24 protein-coding genes are annotated in these 25,815 nt (G+C 70.7%); 15 read left to right on the top strand and 9 right to left on the bottom strand.

Annotation, left to right across the window (positions count from 1 at the left end; all coding sequences use genetic code 11):
* Positions 1-31: 31 nt before the first annotated feature.
* A complete protein-coding gene (locus AC4IJH_RS00465) occupies positions 32-508 on the bottom strand; it encodes an excalibur calcium-binding domain-containing protein (RefSeq protein WP_490849386.1) in 477 nt (158 codons plus the stop codon).
* A 307-nt stretch (positions 509-815) separates the two neighbouring features.
* Complete coding sequence (locus tag AC4IJH_RS00460; protein ID WP_490849385.1) at positions 816-2,060, bottom strand: glycosyltransferase; 1,245 nt, start codon at positions 2,058-2,060, stop codon at positions 816-818.
* A 321-nt stretch (positions 2,061-2,381) separates the two neighbouring features.
* Between AC4IJH_RS00460 and AC4IJH_RS00455 the strand changes: the two genes are divergently transcribed.
* Both AC4IJH_RS00455 and AC4IJH_RS00450 read left to right on the top strand, forming a co-directional pair.
* Complete coding sequence (locus AC4IJH_RS00455; protein WP_490849384.1) at positions 2,382-3,296, top strand: cation diffusion facilitator family transporter; 915 nt, start codon at positions 2,382-2,384, stop codon at positions 3,294-3,296.
* A 79-nt stretch (positions 3,297-3,375) separates the two neighbouring features.
* A complete protein-coding gene (locus AC4IJH_RS00450) occupies positions 3,376-4,089 on the top strand; it encodes a ribonuclease H family protein (RefSeq protein WP_490849383.1) in 714 nt (237 codons plus the stop codon).
* 141 nt (positions 4,090-4,230) lie between these two features.
* Here AC4IJH_RS00450 and AC4IJH_RS00445 read toward each other — a convergent pair whose 3' ends face one another.
* The 3 genes from AC4IJH_RS00445 to AC4IJH_RS00435 form a co-directional block, all read right to left on the bottom strand.
* Positions 4,231-4,842, bottom strand: a complete 612-nt coding sequence (locus AC4IJH_RS00445; protein WP_490849382.1) for a hypothetical protein — start codon at positions 4,840-4,842, stop codon at positions 4,231-4,233.
* A gap of 151 nt (positions 4,843-4,993) precedes the next feature.
* On the bottom strand, positions 4,994-5,428 hold the full coding sequence (locus AC4IJH_RS00440; RefSeq protein WP_490849381.1) for a hypothetical protein: 435 nt from the start codon (positions 5,426-5,428) through the stop codon (positions 4,994-4,996).
* 83 nt (positions 5,429-5,511) lie between these two features.
* Positions 5,512-6,498, bottom strand: a complete 987-nt coding sequence (locus tag AC4IJH_RS00435) for a hypothetical protein (protein ID WP_490849380.1) — start codon at positions 6,496-6,498, stop codon at positions 5,512-5,514.
* Between the two features lie 624 nt (positions 6,499-7,122).
* Here AC4IJH_RS00435 and AC4IJH_RS00430 point away from each other — a divergent pair.
* From AC4IJH_RS00430 to AC4IJH_RS00415, 4 genes are all read left to right on the top strand, one after another.
* The gene (locus tag AC4IJH_RS00430; protein ID WP_490849379.1) at positions 7,123-8,121 is read left to right on the top strand and encodes an ArsR/SmtB family transcription factor; all 999 of its coding nucleotides are present in this window, start codon (positions 7,123-7,125) and stop codon (positions 8,119-8,121) included.
* Positions 8,122-8,213: 92 nt separating this feature from the next.
* The gene (locus AC4IJH_RS00425; RefSeq protein WP_490849378.1) at positions 8,214-8,645 is read left to right on the top strand and encodes a hypothetical protein; all 432 of its coding nucleotides are present in this window, start codon (positions 8,214-8,216) and stop codon (positions 8,643-8,645) included.
* Between the two features lie 121 nt (positions 8,646-8,766).
* The gene (locus tag AC4IJH_RS00420; RefSeq protein WP_490849377.1) at positions 8,767-9,375 is read left to right on the top strand and encodes a hypothetical protein; all 609 of its coding nucleotides are present in this window, start codon (positions 8,767-8,769) and stop codon (positions 9,373-9,375) included.
* A gap of 344 nt (positions 9,376-9,719) precedes the next feature.
* Positions 9,720-10,610 carry a hypothetical protein gene (locus AC4IJH_RS00415; protein ID WP_490849376.1) on the top strand — a complete coding sequence of 297 codons (891 nt, stop codon included), beginning with the start codon at positions 9,720-9,722 and terminating at the stop codon, positions 10,608-10,610.
* Between the two features lie 7 nt (positions 10,611-10,617).
* On the opposite strand, the gene AC4IJH_RS00410 is transcribed toward AC4IJH_RS00415, so the two are convergent.
* Positions 10,618-11,109 carry a MarR family winged helix-turn-helix transcriptional regulator gene (locus AC4IJH_RS00410; RefSeq protein ID WP_490849375.1) on the bottom strand — a complete coding sequence of 164 codons (492 nt, stop codon included), beginning with the start codon at positions 11,107-11,109 and terminating at the stop codon, positions 10,618-10,620.
* Between the two features lie 186 nt (positions 11,110-11,295).
* Here AC4IJH_RS00410 and AC4IJH_RS00405 point away from each other — a divergent pair, with 186 nt between their 5' ends.
* Both AC4IJH_RS00405 and AC4IJH_RS00400 read left to right on the top strand, forming a co-directional pair.
* Positions 11,296-11,601 carry a MarR family winged helix-turn-helix transcriptional regulator gene (locus tag AC4IJH_RS00405; RefSeq protein ID WP_490849374.1) on the top strand — a complete coding sequence of 102 codons (306 nt, stop codon included), beginning with the start codon at positions 11,296-11,298 and terminating at the stop codon, positions 11,599-11,601.
* A 539-nt stretch (positions 11,602-12,140) separates the two neighbouring features.
* Entirely contained in the window at positions 12,141-13,184 is a 1,044-nt protein-coding gene (locus tag AC4IJH_RS00400; RefSeq protein WP_490849373.1) for a methyltransferase, read from the top strand.
* A 43-nt stretch (positions 13,185-13,227) separates the two neighbouring features.
* Here the strand turns inward: AC4IJH_RS00400 and AC4IJH_RS00395 are convergent, their stop codons facing one another.
* Positions 13,228-14,535, bottom strand: a complete 1,308-nt coding sequence (locus AC4IJH_RS00395; RefSeq protein WP_490849372.1) for an MFS transporter — start codon at positions 14,533-14,535, stop codon at positions 13,228-13,230.
* A 131-nt stretch (positions 14,536-14,666) separates the two neighbouring features.
* Between AC4IJH_RS00395 and AC4IJH_RS00390 the strand changes: the two genes are divergently transcribed.
* The 6 genes from AC4IJH_RS00390 (at position 14,667) to AC4IJH_RS00365 (ending at position 22,956) form a co-directional block, all read left to right on the top strand.
* Positions 14,667-15,419 (top strand): (Fe-S)-binding protein, encoded by a 753-nt coding sequence (locus tag AC4IJH_RS00390; protein ID WP_490849371.1) that lies wholly within the window; start codon positions 14,667-14,669, stop codon positions 15,417-15,419.
* Positions 15,416-16,900: a lactate utilization protein B gene (locus AC4IJH_RS00385; protein WP_490849370.1), complete on the top strand. Its 1,485-nt coding sequence runs from the start codon at positions 15,416-15,418 to the stop codon at positions 16,898-16,900. Before AC4IJH_RS00390 ends, AC4IJH_RS00385 begins: the two co-directional genes overlap by 4 nt.
* Positions 16,897-17,535 (top strand): LutC/YkgG family protein, encoded by a 639-nt coding sequence (locus AC4IJH_RS00380; RefSeq protein ID WP_490849369.1) that lies wholly within the window; start codon positions 16,897-16,899, stop codon positions 17,533-17,535. Before AC4IJH_RS00385 ends, AC4IJH_RS00380 begins: the two co-directional genes overlap by 4 nt.
* Positions 17,536-17,652: 117 nt before the next feature.
* Positions 17,653-20,823: a beta-galactosidase, LacZ type gene (gene lacZ / locus AC4IJH_RS00375; protein WP_490849368.1), complete on the top strand. Its 3,171-nt coding sequence runs from the start codon at positions 17,653-17,655 to the stop codon at positions 20,821-20,823.
* 147 nt (positions 20,824-20,970) lie between these two features.
* Positions 20,971-22,137 (top strand): SGNH/GDSL hydrolase family protein, encoded by a 1,167-nt coding sequence (locus AC4IJH_RS00370; protein WP_490849367.1) that lies wholly within the window; start codon positions 20,971-20,973, stop codon positions 22,135-22,137.
* A gap of 33 nt (positions 22,138-22,170) precedes the next feature.
* Positions 22,171-22,956 (top strand): SDR family NAD(P)-dependent oxidoreductase, encoded by a 786-nt coding sequence (locus AC4IJH_RS00365; protein WP_490849366.1) that lies wholly within the window; start codon positions 22,171-22,173, stop codon positions 22,954-22,956.
* Positions 22,957-22,977: 21 nt separating this feature from the next.
* Here AC4IJH_RS00365 and AC4IJH_RS00360 read toward each other — a convergent pair whose 3' ends face one another.
* Positions 22,978-23,400 (bottom strand): ASCH domain-containing protein, encoded by a 423-nt coding sequence (locus AC4IJH_RS00360; RefSeq protein WP_490849365.1) that lies wholly within the window; start codon positions 23,398-23,400, stop codon positions 22,978-22,980.
* 10 nt (positions 23,401-23,410) lie between these two features.
* Positions 23,411-25,225: an ABC transporter ATP-binding protein gene (locus AC4IJH_RS00355; RefSeq protein ID WP_490849364.1), complete on the bottom strand. Its 1,815-nt coding sequence runs from the start codon at positions 25,223-25,225 to the stop codon at positions 23,411-23,413.
* Between the two features lie 125 nt (positions 25,226-25,350).
* Between AC4IJH_RS00355 and AC4IJH_RS00350 the strand changes: the two genes are divergently transcribed.
* Positions 25,351-25,803: a MarR family winged helix-turn-helix transcriptional regulator gene (locus AC4IJH_RS00350; RefSeq protein ID WP_490849363.1), complete on the top strand. Its 453-nt coding sequence runs from the start codon at positions 25,351-25,353 to the stop codon at positions 25,801-25,803.
* Positions 25,804-25,815: the final 12 nt, after the last annotated feature.

The following is a 25,815-nucleotide window of genomic DNA, read 5'->3' as shown; positions in this document are numbered from 1 at the left end:
GACCGATGGCGGGACTGTCGGTTGGCCGCAGCTAACGATCACAGGCCACGCCGTCGTCATCACGATCGAGCGCGTCCCGATACCCCGGATCACCGCGGACCAGTGGGGCATCACCAGCCGCCCGAGCCGCGTCGCAGTTCTCATAGAAGACGAACCCTGACGACTCGGCCGAGGGTTCCGGAGCAGGCGGCGCCTCAGGAACCGCCGGGGCCGGCGACGCAGGGGGTGGTGACGACGGGGGTGCTGACGAGGGAGGTGGCGGGCTGGCGGTCACTGTGACCGTGGCGGTGACGGTCACGGTCGGTGCCGGCTTCGGCTGCTGCGGCTCATCAGGCTGCAGCTGCAGGAGTATCCCCACTACGAGCCCGACAATGCCCCCGCCCGCCCCTATCAGCCAGGGACGTCCCGGCGGCCGTGCTCTAGGACGGTGTGGGCGTGCGGGACGGCTCCGGCGCTGGCGGGCCCATGCCGCCGGGTCGGGCCCTTGAGGTCTGGGAGGTCTGGTCATGCTGGCCGCCTGGGGTGGCGGGGATGGTGCTCTTCCAGTTCAGCACAGAGCCGCTCATCCTGCCCCTTCGATCACGCGGTCCTCGATGGCACCGGCATGGTTCGGGATCTGGCCGAGGGGCGCAGATCAGTGGTGTGACGAGTGCGTCTCCGGAATTGGGGGCCTGAGGGCCGGAGCTCGGAAGCACCGGCCACGGCAGTCACCACCTCATGGGTCATGCATGGGTCATGCATGCGCCCGCGGGAAACGCTGGCGCGTCGATGGCAGGCGTGGTCTTCGACGCGGGCATGGGCGGGCTTTGTGTGGTTCACGCGGGCGTGGGCGGGGTTTCTTGGCCGGCTGCCGTGTCGAGGAGGAGTTGTGCGGCCACCGTTGCGCCGTCGGTGCGGACCGTGGCGGCCACGGCGGCCGCTTGGGTGCGGGTTTCGGGGGCGAGGGCTGTTGTGAGCGCGGCTGTCAGGGAGTCGAAGGTCGGGGTGGGGCCGGTGTGGGCCGTGCCGATGGCCAGGTCGGCGACGCGGCTCGCCCAGTACGGCTGGTCCGTTGCCTGGGGTACTACGACCTGGGGCGCGCCGGCCCGGGTGGCGGTGGTCGTGGTGCCCGCGCCGCCGTGGTGGACGACGGCGGCCACTCGGGGGAACAGGGCCTGGTGGTTGACCTCGCCGACGGCGAAGCAGTCGTCCTGGTCGTCGATCAGGGCCAGGTCGGCCCAGCCGCGCCGGAGGAGTACGCGGTGGCCCTGTGCCCGAATCGCCTCGATGGCCACCTGGGCGACGTCCGTCGACGCGTGCATGGGCATGCTGCCGAAGCCCACGTACACCGGGGGTGTGCCTGCGTCCAGGAACGCTTCCAGGCCGGCCGGGAGCGGGCGTTCGTCGGGAATGATCCACGCGCCGGTCTGTACGACGTCGAAGTCCGGCGTCGGGTGCCACGGGTCCAGGACCGGGTCCGTCGCCAGCCACGGCCGGTCGCCGATGACGTAGTCGCGGACGTTGCCCACCGGGGGCAGGCCGATCGACGCCCGGTTGGTGTTGAGCGCCTCGCCGAACAGCGCGTTGATGCTCTGGGCGTCCAGGTCCCACAGCACCCGGTTGTCGGTCACCTCCGGCGGGAACGGGCGGCCCGGATACGCCAGCGGCGCGTGGCGCGGCGAGGGCAGGGTGAGCTGCTGGAAGGTCACGGACACGGAGGGGATGCCCAGCTTCTCGGCCACCGACAGCGCGCCGGCCGCGGCCGGGATCATGCCGGTCGCCATCAGTACGTCACACCCCTCGGCCGCCGCGGTGATCACATCGAACTGGCTCGCAATCAACTCGGCCGCGCGCCGGGGCAGGTTCGACGCCGACGGCGGCGGCGCCGCAGTGGTCAGCGCCCGCGCCGACTGGCCGACCGGCACCATCGGTACGCCGACACCGGCCAGCCGCTGCGCGAACTCCTCGTCCGGCGGCGCGCACACCCGTACCTCCGCGCCGAGTTCCCGCAACCGCTCCGCGAGTCCCACCAGCGGTTCGACGTCCCCGCGCGACCCATACGTCGACAAGACAACACGCACTTCGCGACTCCGTTTTCCTCAAATTCCGGCTTCGGCCGATGATTCTGGGGTACGGCCCGGGTCTTGCCGCAAGCCCCCCTGTGCGCTATAAGTTGAAAATGGAAAGGAGCGGCGAGCCTCCTTTCCATTTCTCTTTGTCGTCCGCTGTGGACGGACGACCTCCTCGCGAAGCGGCAGCGTGCCATGTACGGCGCCGGGCTCGGGGGTCTCCGTGGATGTCTGTATAGGTATAGGCATCCGCATCGGCATCGGCATCGGCATCGGTGTACGCCTGCGGCGTCAATGGCGATATACCGGTGGGACCGCGGCTAGGTTCGGCTCATGGGACACGACCACATTCCGGGTCCGGACGAGACAACCGCAGGTGCCCGCCACCGCAAGCCCCTGATCATCGCCTTCACGATCACCGGGCTCTATATGGTCGCCGAGATCGTCGGCGGTATCGCCTTCAATTCGCTGGCGCTGCTTTCGGACGCCGCGCACATGGGCACGGACGTCCTGGGCCTGGGAATGGCGCTGGCGGCCATCACGCTGGCCGCCCGTAAGGGACCGCGGCACCGTACGTACGGTACGTACCGCCTGGAGGTGCTGGCCGCCCTCGCCAATGGCGTGCTGCTGTTCGCGGTCGCGATCTATGTCCTGTACGAGGCCGTACAGCGGTGGGGCTCCCCGCCCGAGGTGCCGGGGCTTCCGCTGCTGTTGGTGGCGGTGGGCGGCCTGATCGTCAATGTCATCAGTTTCACGCTGCTGTACGCGGGCTCGAAGGAGAGCATCAACCTCAAGGGCGCCTATCTGGAGGTCCTCGGCGATCTGCTGGGGTCGATCGGGGTGATCGTCGGCGCGGTGATCATCATGGTCACCGGGTGGCGCTATGTGGATCCGGTGCTGGGCGTCGCGATCGGGCTGTTCATCCTGCCGCGGGCGGCGCGGCTGATGGCCCAGGCACTGCGCATCCTGCTGGAGGCGGCGCCACAGGGCCTGGACATCACCGCCGTCGAGGCCGAACTCGCGGCGCTGCCCGGCATCGCCGAGGTCCACGACCTGCACATCTGGACCATCACCTCGGGCATGGACTCCGCCAGCGGACATGTCATCGCCGAGGACGGCGCGGACCACACGGAGGTCCTGGACCGGGTACTGGCCCTGCTCGATGAGACGTACGGCATCACCCACGCCACCATTCAGGTCGAGCGGCCAAGGCAACGCCGTGACCGTCCCGGGCACCCGGCGCACTGACGCGACGGCGCATCCCCGGTCCGAGGGGCATCTCTCCTGCTGTGGCGGACCGTGGCTCGCGAGGTGGCATGATCGAGGGATGTCTGATCGCATCATCGCTGCTTGTGACGGGGCCTGTAAGGGCAACCCGGGCCCGGCCGCCTGGGCCTGGGTCGTCGCTGATTCCGAGGGGAACCCGACACGTTGGGAGGCGGGCCCGCTGGGCACCGCCACCAACAACGTCGGTGAATTGACCGCGCTGGCCGAACTGCTGGAGGCCACCGACCCGGCGGTGCCGCTGGAGGTCCGGATGGACTCCCAGTACGCGATGAACGCGGTGACCAAGTGGATCGCGGGCTGGAAGCGCAACGGCTGGATGACGGCGTCCAAGAAGCCCGTCGCCAACCGGGAGCTGGTGATGCGCATCGACGCCCTGCTGGAGGGGCGCGAGGTGGAGTTCCGCTACGTACCGGCGCACCGCGTGGACGGCGATCCGCTGAACGCCATCGCCGACCAGGCGGCCAGCGACGCGGCCGTATCGCAGACGCCCGCCGGGACCTCGCACGGCGCGCAGACGATCCCGGTGCCGCGGGTGGAGTCCGGGTCGGGGGCGGCCTCCGGTGGTTCCGGTGCCTCGGGTGCCTCCGGTGCCGGGAAGCGGAAGTCGGCCGCGTCGTCCCGACGGCCGCGGACGGGCACCATCACGGCCAAGTTCGCCGGACGGTGCGGTGCCTGCGGCCAGTCGTACGAGGCGGGCGTGAAGGTGGCCAAGGGCGCGCGGGGCTGGGGCCATCCGGAGTGCCGGGAGGAGTGACGGACCGGGATGTGCCGGAGCGCTTCTCAGCGGCCTTGCCGAAGTCCGGTGCGGTTCGGCCGTGCCCCATAGGGGCGCGGGGAACTGCGCGGCCAGCCACGACGCACCCGCGGATGACGCACCGCACAACCAGCGGAGCGCTCAGGCGCACGTGATCTCGTGCAAGGCGGGCCAGACCGGGTCGGTGGCGGTGCCGTCGACGGTCAGAGTGCCTCCGCCGGTGCCCCATCGCAGCGCGTACGTCCCCGCGACGATGGGACGGTAGCCGTCGTCGGCCGTCCAGGAGCTCGCCCGCCAGCCGATGCCGCCGCTCCCCACGGAGTAGACCTTGCCACTGCCTGTGACCAGGAACGATGTCTCCCGGACGACGGCCCGGCAGCCGCCCGGGCCTGGTGGGTCCAGGATGCGGTAGTCGGCCCCCAGGTCGCCCGCCGCGCCGAAGAGCGTGCCCAGCGCGGCCACGGCACCGGGCGTGGCGAGAACCCAGCGGTGCGGGGCGCGGGGCCACTCCGGCCTGTTGGCCCCGTCGGGCGGCGGGCGGCGCGCTATGGCGCGTACGACCAGGAGCACCAGCGCCACGCACAGCAGCGCCGCGCCGATCAGCCAGCCGGGGATCGTGTGCCCTGCGACGATCAGTATCAGGCCGCTCCAGCTCGCGATACCGGCCAGCAGCGAGCAGCCCGCGGCCGCGATGGCGTAGTGCCGAGTCGGTCTGTCGACGCGGCGGCGCTCGCTTTCCCGCTGTCTTTCCATCGATGCAACTTATGTCCTGGGAAGTCTCTGCCGGTGCGACACCCCCTCCGCGAGAGATCGGGGAGGGCACGGCGAGGCCGCGCCGGCGCGCTCGCAGGCGCGTCGACGCGGCGTTCGCGGTGGTGCGACGGTCAGAGGCCCGTCCAAACGGTCAGAGGTTCGTCCAGCGGTGGGAGGAGACGTTGTCGTTGAGCAGCTGGCCCGAGCCCGATCCGGTGCCCGCGTCGAAGGTGACGGTCCTCAGGTCGGCGATGTAGACGCCGTTGTGGACGCCGCGCCGGGCTCCCGTCGCGTCGGTGTGCCAGTACACCCAGACGTCGTCGAGGTTCCCGGGATAGCCGTTGTTCCACAGGGACGATGCCTGGTTGCGGCACTGACCCCAGTGGTTGGAGTTACCCACCCAACCGCACCAGAAGCCGGTGTAGTTGTACCCCTCGTAGGCGTACAGGTTGCCGTCGGCGGCCTGGCCGCGGGGGCCGGCAGGCGCTGGTGCGGGTGCCGTGGAGTCGGCGAGGGCGACGGGGGCGGTCGCCCCCACCACAGCGGCGACCGCTGCTCCGGTCAGGATCGTGCGTAACTTTCGCATGCTGCGGGTCCTTTCTCCGTGTGATGTGCGTGATGTATGTGATGTGTGTGACGTCCGGCTGTTCAGGGGCAGGCCGCCTCGGCCTACTCCACGAGGGAGCGGGCCCGGGGCAGCGCGGCGAGCTGAAGGCGCAGTCCGGTGTTGACGTCGGACCGGTATCGCCGCCGCAGTTCGGTGTCGTACGTCCGGTCGAGGCGCTTGGCTGTGGCGGCCAGCCCGGAGGTACGCGCGCAAGTAGCCTCGGTCATGGCCAGCGCGATCTCCTGGCCGCGGGGAAGAGAGGGCCGTGCGGTGGCCACGGCCTGGCGTACGGCGCCAGGGGTTGCGTAGTCGTGGCCGGCGGCCCGCATGCAACGTGCCCAGGGTCGGGCCGCCTTGGCGTACGCGGCGTCCGCGAGCACCCGTTCGGCGCGCATCTCGCGCAGCGCTTCGAGAGTGGACCGGGCCTGGAACCACGCGCCCAGATCTCCGTACAGGCCCCGCTCGGCCTGCGCCCGGCACCCCTCGGCACTCCGGGTGAGGGTCATGCCGTCCGGTGTCCTGGCGGTCAGACCGCTCGGGCTGATGCCATTGACCGCGGCGAGAGCCGCCGCCCTCCGCTCCGTCGGCAGACTCCTGAAGTAGCGCTGGTTGGGGTCGTCGCGCCGTACCCGCTCGGCCTGGCGTTGCAGATCGCTGCCGTAGCCGTGCCGACGGGCCCATGCGGTGTCGTCCAGTACGTAGGGGAAGTCGCGTGCCTCGGGCACCGGCCTGCGGGAGACGACCTGGTACGCGAACCCGCGCCCACGGATGCAGTCCCGCAGCAGCCGTTGCTCGGCGGCATGGAGGGTGTCCTTCTCCGCCTCGGTAGGCTCCCGCAGCGTCCCGGTGTACGCAGGGGACGTATCAGCCATCCGCCCGAGGCCCTCCTTGTCCGCGGAGTCTCCGGGATCGATGAGTGCGTACGCGCCGACGGACGCCGCGATGAGGGTGCCGAGTGCGGTGAGAGCGAGGGCGGCTCGGCGGCGGCCGCGCCGGTCGTGCTGCGTGTCGCCGACACGACGAGGTCGGCCGTCTGCGGGCTCGGACAAGCTCTGCTCCTCATCCAGTAACTGAGCGAGGACGGGCGGCGTGGTGCGGGGCGGGACGGTGCGCGAGGCCCGCAGGAAGCGGCGCGAGGGGGCAGCCGTCTTCTGAGGGCTGGCTCCCGGCGCCGCGTGACGATGACGCCTGGCTTGCGCAACCAATTCGGCCCTATTGGCACGGGCGGCGGCAATCGATTCGAGAGCGCTCAAATCCTCGCCGTGTCCCTGGACCTGCCTAGGACGGGCCGAGGTCGGGGAGCGGGGGTGCGGGTGCGCGCGGGGAGGAAGTCCGGAAGGTAGTCACACGGAGGTAGCGCGACGCCTGCGCGCTGCTGGTGCAGGAGAGGCGAGTTCGGGTCGTGCGTCGCCAAGTGCCGAACACCGGTGATCCGTCGCGGCATTGCAGTGGCTGCACGTATGGGTGAGTTCTCAGATAACGCCGGGGTCGATGCCGCGGTGCGGTGCGCTACGCGTCAGATTTTCGGTCGCGAAAAGGGGCTGTGGCATGGCACTCTCGTGGCTGATTGCCAACAGCGCCCGTTGCCCTTTTGCCCCAATGCGCCATAGCGTTTCAGCGCATGGCGGACGATTCGAATGTTTTCAAAATATCGTCGAGCCAAGGGGCAGGGAATGCTGCGCATCGAGATGTCGACCGAACAGCTCGCGGGTGCACGGTTCGCTATGTCACCGGTGGTCGAAGCGACATCGGCCGTGCTGGCGGGAGCGCTGCCGCCGGGGAGCGGTCGCCTCAGCGGCGAGGCGAGACGGGTGCTGGCGGAACGGCGTCTGGAGTGCCTGACCGCCCTGTGCATGGGGTATTCCGCGTATCTCCCTGAATTCCTCACGCCACATCCGGCCCGCTACTCCCCCGACTTACAGGAGCAGCTGCATCGGATCGCCACGACTCCGACGGAGCAGGTGCAGCGGGAGATGACCGCGTTCTTCTCCGGCGGCCGGTGGCGGCAGCACCATTGCCCCTGGCTGCCTGACGCCGAGTTGGAGCAGGTCAGCGACGCGGTACGGGCGCGGCTGGAGCGGCAGGAGCGGGATCTCACGGAGCGGCTCGCGGGTGAACTCGAACAATTCTGGAAGCACTTCATAGCGGGGCAGTGGTCGTCCGTTCAGCACCGATTGGAGGCGGACGTCGCTCGTCAGGCCAGAGTCATCACCCGCCACGGCATGAGCGCGGTGTTCGCCAGCCTGCACCCCTCGCTGAGCTGGGAGAACGGAGCTGTGCAGCTGGACACCCGGTACGAGGGCGAGGTGGCGTCGGCCTCGTCGCTCGTACTGGTTCCGTCGGTCTTCACCGGGAGGCTCGCGCTCTGTGCCCCGCTGCAGAAAGGCGGCACCCTGCTGATCTATCCGGTGCACGCGTCCATCGGCCGCCCCACGCACGAGCAGTCCCTGGCCGAAGTAATAGGCCACACCCGCCTCGCACTTCTCAACAGCCTGAGCAAGGCCCACACCACCACAGAGCTGGCCAGGCTCCACTATCTGACGCCCGGCTCCACCTCGTACCACCTCACCCGCCTGCACGCCGCAGAACTGGTGGAACGCCAGCGCCGCGGACGCGCCGTATATTACTGGCGCTCATCCCGCGGCAATGCTCTCCTCAACACCTCTGGCTAGGACGGCCATTCGCGTCGGTACGGGAATGTGGTCGGTGGGCGAAGCCCATAGTCCGCACGCCTACATGTCGATCTTGCGCATAAGGTGTGGGCATGTCGCTGAGCCGTGTAGTCCGCTCCTCCGGTCGGTCGATCGAGCTCTCTGAGCTACGCCTGTCCTCAACCTATGGCGGAATGCTGGAGGGCTATCCGTGCAAGCCTGTCAACGACATGACGGTCAACGGTCTCCTGCGGACCGCCGAACGCGCCTTTCCCGCCGCGCCGGTTCATCTCGTCCCGCCCTCCCCCGCGTATCCGGAACAGACCGCCGGGGCATTCGGTCCCGTCGAGGTGCTGCCCTCCGTGGCCTGCATCGGCGCGTTCCGCTCAACAGCGGTCGACCCCGACAACGACCCCGTGCTGCACCGCTCCGTGCTCACCGTCGTCTGGTTCCAGTCCACCCCAAACGTCCCGTCAGACGACGGTGCTGATCCTGCGCTCCGTGCGATCCCGTGGGAGGAACTGGCCCGGGACGACGAGCTGTAGGGGCACGTGCGACCCGGCGGATTCGCCTTCCGGTCGGCAGGGCGTGCCCTTACGCTGGCCTCGCGCTTGCCCTTCGAGGCAGGCGACTTCCGCTCCAGCCGGGGGTGTTGTGGGTCCGGGAATGCTGCTCCTGCTCGGTGCTGCCGGTGGCACCTTGCGCGGGTTGATCGATGCGTACAACTGCTTGCTCACGTGGCAGGCCGCACGTCGGCTCCACCGTCAGGATCCGGATGCCCAGGAGCGTGAAGTCCCTCGGTTCGCCGACTACTTCGACCCGCTCGCCGACCCCATAGCGCTGGTCTTTCATGCGGGTCTGGGCGGCGCGGCGGCGATGCTCTTCGGTCTCACCGGGCAGATCAGCGGTGTGTACGCGACGGTCGCGGTCGGGGCCTCGGCACCAGTGATCCTCACGCAGATCGCGCGCCTGCAATTCGTCAGCCAGGCGGTCGAGGGGGCTCCGCAGCCGAGTGGCGGCGGAGGGCAGGCAGGTGATCAGCCAACGGCAGAAGCGGCCGCGCCAGCGCCTCCGCCTGCGGCCGCGCCGCCTGCCGCGCCGCCTGCCGCTCCGCTGCCCGCCGCACGGCCTCCCGTACAGGCGGTGGAATCGCACGTCGAGGAGCAAGCCCCCCTCGGCGCGGAACGGATGGCGCGCCGCTCCACCTCTCCCGCGGCCCGCTCACGCGCCGTCCCGCGCGATACGGCAGGCGACCGAGAGGAGCCGCTGCGATGACCCGTACCGTCGGACGCCGTGTCGCCGCTGCCGTCCTCGGAGCCGGGCGGGATGGTGCGGCGCCCGCTCCGCGCCGGGTACGCAGGCGTGACGTGCCGCTCCCGCGGCGGGTGGCGGCAGCGATCCTGGGCGTCCGGCTCAAAGAAGCGGCCCCCAAGGCCCTTTCCCTGCAGTCGTCTTCCCCGCAGTCGTCGCCCCAGGCGGACTCGACCGAGCCAGTTGCCGAGGCTTCAGCCGTACCGCTTCAAGGAAGCCGCGCAGTGCCGGACGGGGTGACTCGGTCCGTCAGCGCATCGCGCCCACGAACGCAACCACGTCACGATCGTCCGGCCGATAGCGCCGCCGTGCGTACTGAGCCCCGTTCAGCCCGCACGCCGCACCTGCTGGATGAGGACCGCGCCGACTTCGAGCGGACGCTCGACGAGGCGCTGCGCACCGAGGAATACCGCCCCGATCCCGCCGACACCGGGGCGCGCCTCGACACCGAGCAGTTGCGCACCATGGCACTCAGCGCCACATCCGCGATCGCCGCATGCGCGACGATCGAATACGAGCGTTACGTACGGCTCCGCGCGACGCTGCGCACCCCGACCGGCCCGTCCTCCACCACACCCGGACAGCAGGACCCCGGAACGAACGACGAGGAACGGCGCCGCACCTCGGCGGCGGCAGCGGGACGCGCGAAGAGGTCCGTCGTCGTCAGGAGCCACCAGAGGAGTTCGACGGGCATAGGTCTGACCGGCGTGCTGGCCACCCTCGCCCCCGTCCTCTTCGGCGTCGCCGCGGTGGTCTTCCTGCTGACCGGCTACATCCTGCGGGGGCTGGAGCCCGGCCAGGCCGTGGCCAAGCCAATGATCAGCGTGGGCTGGGTCTTCGCCGGACTCACCGGCGCCGCGTTCCTCGTCGCAGTGGGGGGCCTGGTCAGCACGGCCCTGCGCAACACCCCCGAGGCCCAACGCGCCGCAGAGGAATACGAGTTGACGCAAGAAGTCGACCGTGCCCGTGAGGCGTGGCGGCGTGCGCTGCGTGAGCACGGGGTGGTCCCTTTTCTGCGGGAGGCGCTGAGGGACCCCGCTGCCGATACGGTCCGCGAGTCCCGCTCCCCGACGCTGGGCTACTCCCGGGCCGACTTCACCGGCCCCGAGGAGGCTCCTCCGCCCTCCCCCCACCCGCATTTCGTCAGCCCCGACTTCACCAGCCCCGATTACGGAGGATCGGACAGCCGCCCGGATTAGGCGGCGTTCAGCCTCGCGCGTCGTGCTCGCCCAGTTCGGTGACGCCCTCGACGAAGTGGGTGAACAGGCGGGCGAAGGCGGCTCGTTCGTCGGTCGGCCAGTCTCGTGTCACCCGTTCCACCACCGAGCGGCGGAAGGTGTGGACCTGTTCCAGGAGGGCGCGGCCGGTGGGGGTGATGGCCAGTGGGGTGCGTCTGCCGTCCTTCTGGTCGGCTTCGCGGCGGATGTAGCCGGCTGATACCGCGGCGGCCACCAGGCGGCTGGCCCGGGGCTGGTCGACGCTCAGGGACTCGGCGACGTTGCCTACGCCGACGGGCTCGCCGGACTCCTCCGCTGCCTCGACGACGTCGAGGACGTCGAAGACGGCGCGGGGTACGGCGGGGCGCTCGGCCTCCTGGTCGGCGAGCCGGGCCAGGGTGCGGCGGGTCGCACTGCGGCGCATCGCGACCAGGGCGCGCTCGATCGCGGCGATCTCCGCCGCCTCGTCCGGCTTGCTCATGGCGCACCCCTCATTCATGCTGATCAACAATTAGTTGTCATTTTACATGTATCTGAGTGCAGGGGGATCGATGAGCGGGCACTGAAACCGATCGGCTTTTATCTGAAGCGGCTGGACGGGCTGATCAATGAGCAGTTCGAGGAGGCGCTGGCGGGGCGGGGGCTGACACGCCGGCATTGGCAGACGATGAACAGCGTCGCCGGGGGCCCGCTCGGCGCCGCGGAGCTGGCGGAGCGGATGCGGCCGTTCCGGGGGCCGGGGGCCATCACGCTGGAGGAGGCCCTTGAGGACCTGGTCACGCGGGGCTGGTTCGCCGGCGGGGTCGAGTCGTACGCGCTCACGCCCGAGGGTGAGCGGGCGCATGCGGACCTCAGGACGGTGGTGCAGGCCACGCATGCGCGCATGCTGGGGGATGTGACGGCCGGGGAGTACGAGGAGACGGTGGCGGCCCTGGACCGGTTGTGCCGGAATCTCGCACAGGGTGCCGCATAGGGCAACAGAGGAAGACGGAGGAAGACGGAGGCGAACAGAGGGGAACAGGGAGGGGCAGGAACGCGCGAACTGGGGAGCGGATGTTCCCTGGAACGTGTGGTGCGGTGCGGGAGGGGTATCGCGGGCCCGGCGCGGCGGGTGATGCTTACGGTGCGCGAGCGACGGGCTGCAGACCGTGAACGCGCCCCCGGCCGAAGTCCCTTTCCGGTGCGGGGTGTTGGTCCCATGTACAGCATGAATCGCACAAGGAGAACGTCCCGATGAACTTCCTCACCAACCTGCTGGCCGGCTTCGTCCACTTCGTGGGTTGGCTCGTCTGACGGATCCGCCGATCCGGCGAGTCCGACGGATCATGCACCTCGGCGCCGCCCCTCCCCGTCCCAGGGAGGGGCGGCGCCTCGCGTGGGGGTCCCGGAAATGTGGCGTATTGGTGACGCTTGTGCGTGCACCGCGTGTGTGGCGGCCCGTCACACGTGGTAGTTGATCACGGTCGCGTGCGTACGAACGTACGCCCGCCCGATCGACCACCGGAGGAATGTGTGACGACCCCCCACCACGCCGCGCCCGACGTCTCGCCGCTGCCGCTGATGGAACTGGCCAGCGGTTTCTGGGCCTTCAAGACACTGGCCGCGGCCGACGAACTGGGCCTGTTCGGCCTGCTGGACCGCCTCGGCGGCGCCACCTCCGAGGAGTGCGCCCAGGAGCTGGGCGTACAGCAGCGGCCCGCGGGCATGCTGCTGACCGGCTGTGCCTCGCTCGGCCTGCTCCAGCTCGACGACCAGGGGCGGTTCGTCAACTCCCCGCTCGCCGACGCCTACTTGGTGCCGGGCCGCCCATACCACTTCGGGGGCTGGGTGCGGATGCTGGACCGGCGCCTGTACGACGGGTGGGGGCAGCTCTCCGAAGCGGTACGCAGCAACCGCCCCACCACCTGGGACCCGGACAGCCAGCCCCATCTGTTCGACACCGAGGACCCGCAGCTGCTGTCCGTCTTCTGGGAGGCGATGCACGGGCTGTCGTCGTGGACCGCGCAGCGGCTCGGCGGCGCGGTGGACCTCTCCTCGGCGTCCCGGCTGCTGGACGTGGGCGGCGGCTCGGGCGCGTACGCCATCGAGCTGTGCCGCCGCTATCCGGGGCTGAAGGCGACCGTCTTCGACCTGCCGAAGGTGTGCCCGGTGGCCGAGCGCAAGGCCGAGGAGGCCGGGATGGCCGACCGTATCGGCACCCACCCCGGCGACTTCCTGGCCGACCGCGAACTCCCGGGCGGGCACGATGTGATCGTGCTGTCGATGATCCTGCACGACTGGGACGAGACCACCGACCGTCAGCTGCTCGCCAAGTGCTATGCGGCGCTGGAGCCGGGCGGCCGGGTGGTGATCAGTGAGCTGATGGTCGACGACGACCAGACCGGGCCCGCTCCGGCCGCCCTGATGAGCCTGAACATGCTCATCGAGACCGAGGGCGGCCGGAACTACTCGGCGCGGGAGTACGCGGCGTGGCTGGCCGCCGCCGGGTTCGAGCGGATCGAGAAGGTGCCGTTCGAGGCGCCGGGCGCCAACGCGGCGCTGGTGGCGTACAAGTAGCGCCTTCCCGCACCGGGCCTCTCACGCCTTCCCGCGCAGGGCCTCAGGTCTCCAGCTTCTGGCGGGAGGTCTCCGGCAGGGTCAGATAGACGACGAAGGACACCAGGCACAGCGCGGCCACGTACCAGGGGAAGAAGTCGGGGTGGCCCGCGTCTTTCAGCCAGGTGCCGACGTAGGGGGCGGTGCCGCCGAAGAGGGCGACGGTGAGCGAGTACGGGAAGCCGATCCCCGCGGCCCGTACCCGCGCCGGGAAGACCTCGGCGTTCACGGCGGCCGCCACCGAGGTGTAGCCGGTCAGCAGGACCATGCCCGCGCACTGGACCAGCAGCAGCGAGATGAAGGCGTCGGTCACCAGGTGCAGCAGCGGTACGGCCAGGACGGCGAAGCCCAGGGCGAAGCCGAGCAGCAGCGGCTTTCGGCCGATCCGGTCCGAGAGCATGCCGCCCAGCGGCTGGAGCAGCGCGAAGAAGGCGAGCGAGATGGTGCCGACGGTGAGCGCGTCGCCCTTGTCGAAACCGGCGTTGACCTGCGCGTAGGTGGGCAGGTAGGTGGTCCAGGTGTAGTAGGCCAGGGTGCCGCCCGCGGTGATGCCGCAGATCAGCAGGGACTGGCGGGGGTGGCGGCGCAGCGCCTCGAAGAGGCCGGGGCGCGCGGCGGCCTGCTGTTCGGCGCTGCGGGTCTCGTGCGCGCCCTGGCGGATCCACAGTCCCAGCAGGCTCAGTACGGCGCCGACCGCGAAGGCCACCCGCCAGCCCCACTGCCCCATCTGCCCCTCGCTGAGCAGGGCGGCGAGCAGGGCCGCGGTGCCGGAGGCGAGCAGCTGGCCGATGGTGGTGGAGACGTACTGGAAGCTGGAGAACAGGCCGCGCCTGCCGGGTCCGGCCGATTCGACCAGGAAGGTGGTGGAGGCGGCGAACTCACCGCCCACCGACAGGCCTTGGACCAGGCGGGCCAGGACCAGGACGACGGGTGCCAGCACGCCGGCACTGGCGTAGGTGGGGGTGATGGCGACGAGCAGGCTGCCGCCGCCCATCAGCAGGATGGTGACGGTCAGGGCGGAGCGCCTGCCGTGCCGGTCGGCGACCGCGCCCATCAGCAGCCCGCCGATGGGGCGCATGAAGAAGCCGACGGCGAAGACCGCGAAGGTGGACAGCAGCGGTACCAGGGAGTTGCCGGTGTCCTGGGGGAAGACCTGCTCGGCGAAGTACACCGCCAAGAAGGAGTAGGCGTACCAGTCGTACCACTCCACGGCGTTGCCGACCGAGGCGGCGGCCAGCTGGCGCAGTTGGGACGGGGGCCGCGCGCCGCCGGGCGCGGGGTCGCTGTGGGCTATGTGTTGCGCGCTCGTCATGGTGCGTGGGTCCTTAGCTCCCGGGTCCTTCTCCTTCGCCTGCCGCTGGGGCAGGATGAGCCAAATGGTGATCATGCACCCGGCGGGCGGCTTCCCGCCAGGGCCGACGGCCGGTGAAAGGAGATGACGACGTGCGGGCAGCGCTGTTCGTCACCTGCGTCAACGACACGCTCTACCCCGGCACCGGGCGGGCGGTGATCACGCTCCTCGAACGCCTCGGGGTCGAGGTGGCATTCCCCATGGAGCAGACCTGTTGCGGGCAGCCGCAGTTCAACACCGGCTACCGGCACGCCACCGAGCCCCTTGTCCGCCGCTTTGCCCGGGCCTTCGAGGGTTTCGACTACATCGTCACGCCTTCGGGGTCGTGTGCCGCGATGGTGCGCGACAACTATCCGCGGATCGGCGCCAAGGCGGCCGCCGAGGGCCGCGGCCAGGAGCTGGCGCGGGCCGCGGCACAGGTGGTGCCCAGGACGTACGAGCTGACCGAGTTCCTGGTCGATGTGCTCAAAGTGCGTGATGTCGGCGCGTACTACCCGCACTCGGTCACCTATCACCCGACCTGTCACGGACTGCGGATGCTGGGGCTCGGGGACCGGCCGCGCACGCTGCTCTCGCACGTCAAGGGCCTGGAGCTGCGGGAGTTGCCGGGGGCGGAGGAGTGCTGCGGATTCGGCGGCACCTTCGCGGTGAAGAACGCCGCGGTCTCGGCCGCGATGGGCGCCGACAAGGTGCGCCAGGTGTGCGTCACCGGCGCCGAGGCGGTGTGCACGGTCGACAACTCCTGTCTGATGCACATCGGCGGCACCCTGGCCCGGCAGGGGGCGGCGGTCCGGCCGGTGCATATCGCGGAGATTCTGGCGAGTACGGAAGGGGATGTGCGGTGAGCGGTACGTATCTGGGCATGCCTGTGTTTCCAGAAGCAGCGGCGATCGCCACGGAAAACCGCCAGTTGCGCGCCAATCTGCGGCACGCCACGCACACCATCCGCGACAAGCGCGCCAGGGCCGTCGCCGAACTGGAGGACTGGGCGCGTCTGCGGGCGGCAGGAGCCGCCGTCAAGGACCGCACCCTGCGCCATCTCGACCACTATCTGGGGCAGTTGGAGGAGGCGGTGACGGCCGCGGGCGGGCAGGTGCACTGGGCGGTGGACGCCGCCGAGGCCAACCGCATCGTCACCCGCCTGGTCCTGGCCACCGGCGAGCGCGAGGTGGTCAAGGTCAAGTCGATGGCGACGCAGGAGATCGGCCTCAACGAGGCGCTGGAGCAGGCGGGCATCAGCGCGTACGAGACCGATCTGGCCGAGCTGATCGTGCAGCTCGGGCACGATCTGCCCTCGCACATCCTGGTCCCGGCCATCCACCGCAACCGCTCCGAGATCCGCGACATCTTCGCCCAGGAGATGGGGAATTGGGGGCGGGCCGCGCCGCAGGGGCTCGGCGACTCCCCCGCCGAGCTGGCGGAGGCGGCGCGGCTGCATCTGCGGGAGAAGTTCCTGCGCGCGAAGGTGGGGATCTCGGGTGCCAACTTCATGGTGGCCGACAGCGGCACGCTGGTCGTGGTGGAGTCCGAGGGCAACGGCAGGATGTGTCTGACGCTGCCCGAGACGCTGATCTCGGTCGTCGGCATCGAGAAGGTCGTGCCGACCTGGCAGGATCTGGAGATCTTCCTCCAGCTGCTGCCGCGTTCCTCGACGGCCGAGCGGATGAACCCGTACACCTCGATGTGGACGGGCACCACGGACGCCGACGGCCCGCGCGCCTTCCATCTGGTGCTGCTGGACAACGGGCGCACCGACACCCTCGCCGACACGGTGGGCCGCCAGGCGCTGCGCTGCATCCGCTGCTCGGCCTGCCTGAACGTGTGCCCGGTGTACGAGCGGGCCGGCGGGCACGCGTACGGCTCGCCCTACCCGGGGCCGATCGGCGCCATCCTCACTCCCCAACTGAGGGGAACCAAGGGTGCGTTGGAGGCTTCGCTGCCGTACGCCTCCTCGCTGTGCGGGGCCTGTTACGAGGTCTGCCCAGTCGCCATCGACATTCCCGAGGTGCTGGTGCATCTGCGCGAGCGGGTGGTGGAGGGCGGCACGGTCACCCGGCGCGGGGTGCGCACCGTACTCAAACCGGCCAGGGGGCATGCGGCGGAGCGGGCCGCGCTGCGGGCGGCGGGCTGGGCCTTCGGGCACCCGGGGGTGCTGCGCGCGGGCCAGCGGCTGGCGGCGCGCACCCGCGGGCTGCATCCGCGCCGGCTTCCCGGGCCCGGGCGCGCCTGGTCCGCGACACGGGAGCTGCCCGCCGTGCCGCCGGAGTCCTTCCGCGACTGGTGGCAGCGCAATCGAGCCGAAGAAGGAGAGGGAGGCGCCAAGTGAGCGGCAGGGACGTGGTGTTGGCGCGCATCAGGCGGGCGCTGGCGGATGTGCCGCGCGGCGAGGGGCCCCAGGATCCGCCCGTGGCGCGGGACTATCTCCAGGTGCACGGCAGGCGTACGGAGGCGGAGCGGGTCGATCTGCTGGCGGAGAACCTCGCGGACTACCGGGCGGTGGTGCACCGCACCGACGCACAGGGGCTGGCGCCGCTGCTCGCCGCATTGCTGTCGGGGGCGGGCAGTGTGCTCGTACCGCCGCGGCTGCCGCCGTGGTGGCTGCCCGCCGACGGCCCCGCTCGCGTCCCCGACCGGGCGGCGAGCACCGCCGGTGAGCTGGACGCCGTGGACAGCGTGGTCACCGGGTGTGCGCTGGCCGTCGCCGAGACCGGCACGATCGTGCTGGACGGGGGCCCCGACCAGGGGCGCCGCCGCATCACCCTGGTCCCCGACCATCACATCTGTGTCGTGCGGGTCCCCGACCAGGTGGTGGACTCGGTGCCGCAGGCCCTGCAACGGCTGACGCCCGCCCGCCCGTTGACCTGGATCTCGGGCCCGTCGGCGACCAGCGACATCGAGCTGGACCGGGTCGAGGGCGTGCACGGGCCGCGCAGGCTGGAAGTGGTGCTGCTGTCCGGCTGAACGTGTGGGGCACCAGCGGCACGTCGTGCGCGAGGTCTTGTCCTGGACCCGTCATCCGTTCGATCCTGCTGATTCCTGTTGCCTTGCGTTCGGAGCTGTCGCATGAACGTACGCCGCATGAACCGACGGTCGTTCCTCGCCACCAGCACCGCCCTCGTAGGCTGGGCCGCCTTCAGCGCCCAGAAGCAAGCCTTCGCCGCAGCCGCCGGCACCACCGCCGCCCCCGGCACGGAGTGGAACGCCGACCCGCGCGTCTTCCAGGTCAACCGGGAGGCCGCCCGCGCCCGGCTGATCCCCTACGCCTCGACCGGTGCCGCGCTGGCGGGCGAGGAGACCAGATCGCCCTACTACCGCTCCCTGAACGGCAGTTGGCGCTTCCACTGGTCCAAGAACCCCGAACAGCGCCCGCTCGACTTCCACTTCCCCGACTTCGACGACAGCGGCTGGGACCGCATCACCGTCCCCTCCAACTGGGAGATCGAGGGCTACCCCGAGCCGATCTTCCTCAACATCCCCTATCCGTGGACCGGTTACGAGAAGCCCAAGCCGCCCAACGTCCCGCTGTCCTTCAACCCGGTCGGCTCCTACCGCCGCACCTTCACCCTCCCGCGCGCCTGGTCCGGGCGGCGCACCCTGCTCTCCTTCCAGGGCGTGAAGTCCGCGTTCTTCGTCTGGGTCAACGGCGAGCAGGTCGGCTACAGCGAGGACAGCTACACCCCGGCCGAGTTCGACATCACCGACCGGCTGCACGCCGGCGAGAACTCCCTGGCCGTCGAGGTCTACCGGTGGTCCGACGGCAGCTGGCTGGAGGACCAGGACATGATCGACCTGTCCGGGATCTTCCGCGATGTGTATCTGTACTCGATCCCGCAGGTCCACCTCCAGGACCTGCACGTACGGACCGATCTGGACGGCGCGTCGCGGGACGCCGAGCTGACCGTCACCGCCACCGTGCGCGACCGCGGGAGCACCGCGCCCGGCGAGCACCGGCTGACCGCCCAGCTGTACGACGACCGAGGCAGACCCGTCCTGCCCAGACCGCCGGCCTCGGACATCCGCTTCGGCCAGGACAAGGACGTCACGGTCCAGCAGCGCACCACCGTCAAGGCCCCCGCCCAGTGGTCCGCCGAGGACCCCAACCTCTACACCCTCGTGGTCACCCTCACCGGCCCCTCCGGCAAGCGCGTGGACGTCCAGCGCACCCGCGTGGGCTTCCGCACCGTGGCGTACGGGCCGGGCAAGTTCACCGTCAACGGCAAGCCGATCGTCTTCCGCGGCGTCAACCGGCACGAGACCGACCCGGACCACGGCCAGGCCGTCCCCTACGAGCGGATGGTGCAGGACATCCGCATCATGAAGCAGCACAACATCAACGCCGTACGCACCTCGCACTACCCCAACCACCCGCGCTGGCTGGAGCTGTGCGACGAGTACGGCCTGTACGTCATCGACGAGGCCAACCTGGAGACGCACGGGGTGCGCAACCAGGTCCCGGCGAGCCTGCCGGAGTGGACCGAGGCCTGTGTGGACCGGATGCGCTCCATGGTCGAGCGCGACAAGAACCACCCGAGCGTGATCATGTGGTCGCTGGGCAACGAGGCGGGCAAGGGCACCACCTTCCGGGCCATGACGGACTGGACGCACCGCAGGGACCCGTCCCGGCCCGTGCACTACGAGGGCATGAACGCCGTCACCGACATCGAGAGCTACATGTACGCCGACCCCTGGGAGGTGGAGGCGTACGGGAAGTCCGGCAACCCCAAGCCGTACGTGCTGTGCGAGTACGCGCACTCCATGGGCAACAGCACCGGCAACCTCAAGGAGTACTGGGACATCCTGGAGCGCTACCCCAATCTGCACGGCGGCTTCATCTGGGACTTCGTGGACCAGTCGATCCGGCTGCCGGTGCCCGGCGACCCGCGGCGCAGCTACTTCTCCTACGGCGGCGACTGGAAGCCCGGCTATCCCAACGACGCCAACAACTGCTGCGACGGTCTCCTCGCCCCGGACCGCACGGTCCAGCCGGAGCTGTTGGAGGTCAAGAAGGTCTACCAGACCGTACGGGTGAGCGCGGCCGATCTGGCGGCGGGCACGGTGAAGGTGGCCAACCGCAACCTCTTCACCGGGCTCGAGGACTACGAGCTGCGCTGGGAGGTGACCCGCGACGGCCACCGCGTCCAGCACGGCAGACAGCCGGCGCCGGAGGTGGAGCCGGGTGCCGAGGTGACGGTGCGCCTCCCGCTGCGGCGGCCCGCGCGGCCCGCGCCCGGCGCCGAGTACTGGCTCAACCTCTCCTTCGTGCTGCGCGAGGACACCGACTGGGCGAAGGCGGGCCACAGCGTGGCGGCCGAGCAGCTCGCGCTGCCCTGGAACGCCCCGGCCCCCGCGGACCCCGGTCCGGCCGGCCTGCCGCCGCTGACGCTCACCGAGACGGCGCGCGAGATCACCGTCGGCGGGCGCGACCTGGAAGTCGTACTGGACAAGGCCGCCGGGACGCTGTCCGCCTTCCGCCACCGCGGCCAGGCGCTGCTGCTGGACGGCCCGGTCCCCAACTTCTGGCGCGGGCCCACCGACAACGACATCGGGCGGAGCGCCCACACCAAGCTGCGGACCTGGCGGGACGCCGGGAAGAACCGCACCGTCACCTCGGTCAAGGCCGCCCAGCCCGCCCCCGGCGAGGTCACCATCGAGGTCACGGCCACCCTGCCGACCTCCCCCGCCACCTCCCACTGGGACACCGTCTTCACCGTGCGCGGCGACGGCGAGGTACGGGTCCGGCACACCCTGCGGCCCGGAGCGGGGCTGCCGGACCTGCCGCTGGTCGGCGCCCTGCTGACCCTGCCGCCCGGCCTGGAGACCTTCCAGTGGTACGGGCGCGGGCCCCAGGAGAACTACTGGGACCGGCACACCGGCGCCTTCGTGGGCCGCTACCGCAGCACGGTGGACGACCAGTTCACCGCGTACATCCGGCCGCAGCAGACCGGCAATGTCACCGACGTACGCTCCGCCTCCCTCACCGCCAAGAACGGCACCGGACTGCGCATCGCGGCCGAAACCGGCCAGGACCAGGCGCCGTTGGAGCTGAGCGCGCTGCACTACACCCCCTTCGACCTGGAGGGCGTGCGCCACCCGCACGAGCTCAAGCGGCGCCCCGAGACGGTCCTGGGGGTCAACCACCGCCAGACGGGCGTGGGCGGCAACGACTCCTGGGGCGCGCCCCCTCTGGAGGAGTATCTGCTGCACGCCAACCGGCCCTACAGCTACGGCTACCGGCTGCGGCCCGTCTAGCACGACCCCGCGGCGCGAGGGTGACCCTGGCATGGGTAGGCACGGGATGCCTACCAATCCCAGAGGTCTGGGTGACCCTCGCGCCGCACAGCAGACTCTGTGTCATCGCCACCGGCCACGGCGGCGAGACCACAGAGAGGCAGTGTCATGCATGACTCCCCCGTCTGGAACGCCGGCTGGTCCGCCTCGGTGCAGCGCCCCAGCGCCGGGTTCCACAAGAACTGGGCCGAGGAGGGCTTCACGGACCAGACCGTGCGCCAGGTCGTCCGGGTCACCGGGGCGGGCACCTCGGCCCGTATCAAGCTCTCCAACCGGTACGGGACCGCTCCGCTGCGGGTGGCGGGCGCCACCCTGGCCCGTACCGGACAGGGCGCGTCCGTCGAGGAGGGGACGGAGCGCACGCTCACCTTCGGGGGCGAGGAGTCGGTACGGATACCGGCGGGCGGCGAGGTCTACAGCGACGCGGCCGAGGTGAGCGCGGCCTCGTTCGACTCGCTGAGCGTGACGCTGCACTTCGACGCGCCGAGTGGGCCCGCGACCTTCCACGCCCAGGGGTATGCCACCACCTACCGCGCCGAGGGCGACCAGTTGCACGCCCCGGACCCGGCCGTCTTCAGCGAGACGAGCGTCTCGTGGTACTTCCTGTCCGACGTGGAGCTGGCGGGCGGGCCCGAACGGCGGGAGGCGGTCGTGGTGTTCGGCGACTCGATCACCGACGGCTTCGGTTCGACGATCGACGCCGACGCCCGCTACTCCGACGCGCTGGCCCGGCGGCTGGCCGAGGCGGGCCTGCCGTACGCCGTACTGAACTCCGGGATCGGCGGGAACCTGCTGCTGAGCGACTCCGCGTGGTTCGGCGAGCGGGCCGGCGAGCGCTTCCAGCGGGACGTCCTGGACAAGCCCGGCGTGCGCTCGGTGGTGGTCCTGGTCGGCCTCAACGACATCGGCTTCAGCGAGATCGACCTGCCGACGTACAAGCCCAACCCGGACCACGAGTCTGCGCAACTGATCGCGGGTTACCGTGACTTGATCGAGCGGGCGCACGCGGCCGGGGTGCGGGTGATCGGCGGGACGATCCTGCCGTTCAAGAACGCGGAGTACCACACGCCGCGCTCCGAGACGAAGCGGCGGGAGGTCAACGAGTGGATCCGCACCTCGGGCGCCTTCGACGCGGTGGCCGACTTCGCGGTGGCGCTCGCGGACCCCGATGACACCGACGCACTGGCGCCCGCCTACAACAGCGGCGACGACAAGCACCCCGGCGACACCGGCTACCGCGCGATGGCCGAGGCCATCGACCTCACCACCCTCTGAACAGCCCTCTTCCCCTGGATAGGACACATCGCCATGGATCTCCAGCTCACCGACAAGGTCTTCATCGTCACCGGCGCCTCCGCGGGCATCGGCGAGGCGATCGCCCGGCTGCTCGCCGAGGAAGGGGCGAACGTGCTCGGGGTGGCCCGCAAGCCGGACTCCTTGCGGGAGTTGGGACCGCGGGTGACGCCGTTCGCGGCCGATGTGACCGAGCCGGGCGCCGAGGACCGTACCGTGGCCGCCGCCCTGGAGCGGTACGGCAGGCTGGACGGCCTGGTGAACAACGTCGGCGCGCTCACCTCCCGGACAGGCTTCCTGGAGGTGACCGACGAGCAGTGGAAGGCCACCTTCGACCTCAACTTCCACTCCCTGATACGGATGACGCGGGCCGCGCTGCCCACGCTGCTGGAGCGCGGGGCGGGCAGCGTGGTGCACATCGCCAGCGAGGCCGCGCGCTTCCCGGACGTACCGCTGGTGGACTACGCCGCGACCAAGACGGCGCTGCTGTCGGTGAACAAGACCCTGGCCGCGGAGTTCGGGCCGCGCGGGGTGCGCTCCAACGTGGTCTCGCCGGGCCCGACCCGGACCGCCCTGTGGGACGCGCCCGGCGGCTTCGCCGACCAACTGGCCCAGCAGTACGGGGTGCCGGTGGAGGAGGCGGTCGAGCGCTTCGTCAACGAGGAGCGCCGGCTGCCCAGCGGCCGGATCGGCGCACCCGAGGACGTCGCCCGGATCGTCGCCTATCTGCTCTCACCGCTGGCCGGGCAGGTCACCGGCGCGGAGTGGGCGGTGGACGGCGGCGCGCTGCGCCAGATCTGAGCGGGCGTCCCTCGCAGGCCCTCACAGGCGCTCGACGACCCGGAAGCGCTCGGTGATGACCAGCGTGTCGTCATCGACCGTGAACTCCGGATCGCCGAGCGCCTCCCGCATCTCCTCCCCGTGCCAGAACCCCTCGTGCGTGCTGCGCCACTGCGCGACGCTCTCGTACCCCTCCCCCTCGTCCCGCGCATGGGCGAGATCGACGTCCGCCAGCCGCACCACCCGCACCTCGGTCACCTCGACGACGGCCACCCGCCGCCCGGCCGAGTCGACCATCGCGGACCGCTGCCCGACCACGGGCAGCGGGTCCCCCGCCTGCTCGTAGTCGGCCACCAGCCCGGTCGTGGAGGTCTTCTCCCCACGGAGCACCGCGGCGACGAGCTGGTCGCGCAGCGGCCCGGGGAAGGCGAGTTCGAAGAGCGGCAGAGCGTCGTACGCGGTCATGGGGCGGACTCTACGGCACGGGCGCTTCGGCCAGTTGGCCGTCGCGGCGCACCAGATCCGCGTACCGGCCGTCGGTGGACAGGAGTTGGTCGTGGGTGCCGCGTTCGGTGATGCGGCCGTGGTCGAGGACGACGATCTGGTCGGCGTCGCGGACGGTGGAGAGGCGGTGGGCGATGGTGATGGTGGTGCGGCCCTTGGAGAGGGCGTCGATGGCTTGCTGGACGGCGTGTTCGGTGCGGGTGTCCAGGGCGCTGGTGGCCTCGTCCAGGACGAGTACGGGCGGGTCGCGCAGGATGGTGCGGGCGAGGGCCAGGCGCTGTTTCTCGCCGCCGGAGAAGCGGTAGCCGCGCTCGCCGACCAGGGTGTCGTAGCCGTCGGGGAGGGACACGATGTGATCGTGGATCTGGGCGGCGCGGGCGGCGCGCTCGATCTCCTCGTCGTCGGCGTCGGGCTTGGCGAAGCGGAGGTTGTCGGCGACCGAGGCGTGGAAGAGGTAGGTCTCCTGCGAGACGACGCCGACGCTGCGGGCGAGGGTGTCGAAGTCCAGGTCACGTACGTCGGTGCCGTCCAGGGTGACCCGGCCGCCGGTGACGTCGTAGAGGCGGGGCACCAGATAGCTCAGGGTGCTCTTGCCGCTGCCGGTCGCGCCGACGACCGCCAGGCTGGTGCCGGCCGGGACGGTGAGGTCGATGCCGCTGAGGGTGGGCGGTATGCCGGCCGCGTCCGGCTCGTAGGAGAAGTCGACCTTCTCGAAGCGGATCTCGCCGCGCGGTGCCGCAAGGCGTACGGGGCGGTCGGGTTCGGTGATGGCCACCGGCAGGTCGAGGTATTCGAAGATGCGCTGGAACAGGGCCAGCGAGGTCTGCATCTGCACGCCGGTGGACAGCAGGGAGACGGTGGGCCGCAGCAGGCCCTGCTGGAGGGTGACGAAGGCGACCAGGGTGCCCAGGGAGAAGGCGGGGCCGCCGAACTGGAGGACCATTCCGGCCGACCAGTAGATCAGGGCGGGCATGGCGGCCATGACGATGCCGATGGTGGCCATCCGCCAGCGGCCCGCCATGCTGGCGCGGACCTCCAGGCCGACCAGGCGCTCGGACTCGGTGGCGAAGTTCTTGGTGAGGGAGTCGGCGCGGCCCATGGTGCGGCCGAGCAGGATGCCGGAGACGGACAGGGATTCGGTGACCATCGCGGACATCGCGGCCATCTGCTTCTGCCGCTGCGTGGTGATCCTCTTGCGCTCGTTGCCGACCCGGCGGCTGATCCACACGAACAGCGGCAGCAGCAGGAGCGAGACCAGGGTCAGGCGCCAGTCCAGGGCCAGCATGGCGACGACGGTGGCGACGACGGAGGTGAGGTTGGAGACCAGGGAGGTGGCCGTGGAGGTGACGGTGGCCTGCATGCCGCCGATGTCGTTGGCGATGCGGGACTGCACCTCGCCGGTGCGGGTGCGGGTGAAGAAGGCCAGCGGCATGCGCTGGAGCTTGGCGTAGACGGCGGTGCGCAGATCGTGCATGACGCGCTGGCCGACGGTGGTGGAGATCAGCGTCTGCAGGACGCCGAAGACGCTGCTCATCACCGCGGTGGCGATCATGCCGACGGCGAGCAGGGTCAGCAGGCCGGTGCGCCGGTCGGGGATGGCGACATCGAGGATCTCGCGCAGGAGGAAGGGCGAGGCGACCCCCACCAGCGAGGAGGCGGCCACGAGCAGGCCGACCAGGGCCAGCCGGGCGCGGTAGGGGCGGAAGAGGGTGAGGATGCGCCGCACCTGGGCCGGCTCTCGCTGGTCCTTGGGCGGTGGGGTCCACTGCGGTTCGTCGCGGTGCATGGGCTCCTTCGGGAGTGGGAGGGCGGTGGCGGCTCGGAGACTTCCAGTACGGCGAGCGAGACTCGCAGAGCATAGCTCATTGTTACCTATGCTCACAATGAATCTGGTCCTGATACCCTCCGGACATGCCCTCCCCCGATCCGACCGGTACGGACACCAACCTCGCCGAGCAGCTGGTACGGCTGACCCGGCGCATGCACCGCGCTCAGAAACACCATCTGGAGCCGCTCGCCATCACCCCCGCCCAGTCCCGCCTGCTGCGCGTGGTGGCCCACTACGACGCCGCCCCGCCGCGGATGGCCGACCTCGCCGAGCGCCTCGAAGTCGTCCCCAGGGCCGTGACGACGCTGGTCGACGGGCTGGAGGCGCACGGCGCGGTACGCCGCGTACCGGATCCCGCCAACCGCCGGGTGGTCCGGATCGAACTCACCGAAACCGGCCGCTCGACACTCCGCAAGCTGCGCAGCGCGCGCCGGGCGGCGGCGGAGGACATCCTGGCTCCATTGACCGCCGAGCAGCGCGAGGTGCTCGGCGGGCTGCTGGCCACCCTGGTCGACGGGCCGGGGCCGCGCTGCTGAGCAGACCCGAGG

It is taken from the genome of Streptomyces sp. UF-297, from assembly GCF_058245575.1.
The sequence above is the reverse complement of the archived record's forward strand: the minus strand, read 5'-3'. Positions and strand labels throughout refer to the sequence as shown.

Bases quoted from the DNA above. Each gene is read 5' to 3' on its own strand.
- AC4IJH_RS00465 (WP_490849386.1), bottom strand. From the start codon at position 508: ATGACCAGACCTCCCAGACCTCAAGGGCCCGACCCGGCGGCATGGGCC.
- AC4IJH_RS00455 (WP_490849384.1), top strand. From the start codon at position 2,382: ATGGGACACGACCACATTCCGGGTCCGGACGAGACAACCGCAGGTGCC.
- AC4IJH_RS00450 (WP_490849383.1), top strand. From the start codon at position 3,376: ATGTCTGATCGCATCATCGCTGCTTGTGACGGGGCCTGTAAGGGCAAC.
- AC4IJH_RS00445 (WP_490849382.1), bottom strand. From the start codon at position 4,842: ATGGAAAGACAGCGGGAAAGCGAGCGCCGCCGCGTCGACAGACCGACT.
- AC4IJH_RS00440 (WP_490849381.1), bottom strand. From the start codon at position 5,428: ATGCGAAAGTTACGCACGATCCTGACCGGAGCAGCGGTCGCCGCTGTG.
- AC4IJH_RS00430 (WP_490849379.1), top strand. From the start codon at position 7,123: ATGCTGCGCATCGAGATGTCGACCGAACAGCTCGCGGGTGCACGGTTC.
- AC4IJH_RS00425 (WP_490849378.1), top strand. From the start codon at position 8,214: ATGTCGCTGAGCCGTGTAGTCCGCTCCTCCGGTCGGTCGATCGAGCTC.
- AC4IJH_RS00420 (WP_490849377.1), top strand. From the start codon at position 8,767: ATGCTGCTCCTGCTCGGTGCTGCCGGTGGCACCTTGCGCGGGTTGATC.
- AC4IJH_RS00410 (WP_490849375.1), bottom strand. From the start codon at position 11,109: ATGAGCAAGCCGGACGAGGCGGCGGAGATCGCCGCGATCGAGCGCGCC.
- AC4IJH_RS00405 (WP_490849374.1), top strand. From the start codon at position 11,296: ATGAACAGCGTCGCCGGGGGCCCGCTCGGCGCCGCGGAGCTGGCGGAG.
- AC4IJH_RS00395 (WP_490849372.1), bottom strand. From the start codon at position 14,535: ATGACGAGCGCGCAACACATAGCCCACAGCGACCCCGCGCCCGGCGGC.
- lacZ (WP_490849368.1), top strand. From the start codon at position 17,653: ATGAACCGACGGTCGTTCCTCGCCACCAGCACCGCCCTCGTAGGCTGG.
- AC4IJH_RS00370 (WP_490849367.1), top strand. From the start codon at position 20,971: ATGCATGACTCCCCCGTCTGGAACGCCGGCTGGTCCGCCTCGGTGCAG.
- AC4IJH_RS00365 (WP_490849366.1), top strand. From the start codon at position 22,171: ATGGATCTCCAGCTCACCGACAAGGTCTTCATCGTCACCGGCGCCTCC.
- AC4IJH_RS00360 (WP_490849365.1), bottom strand. From the start codon at position 23,400: ATGACCGCGTACGACGCTCTGCCGCTCTTCGAACTCGCCTTCCCCGGG.
- AC4IJH_RS00355 (WP_490849364.1), bottom strand. From the start codon at position 25,225: ATGCACCGCGACGAACCGCAGTGGACCCCACCGCCCAAGGACCAGCGA.
- AC4IJH_RS00350 (WP_490849363.1), top strand. From the start codon at position 25,351: ATGCCCTCCCCCGATCCGACCGGTACGGACACCAACCTCGCCGAGCAG.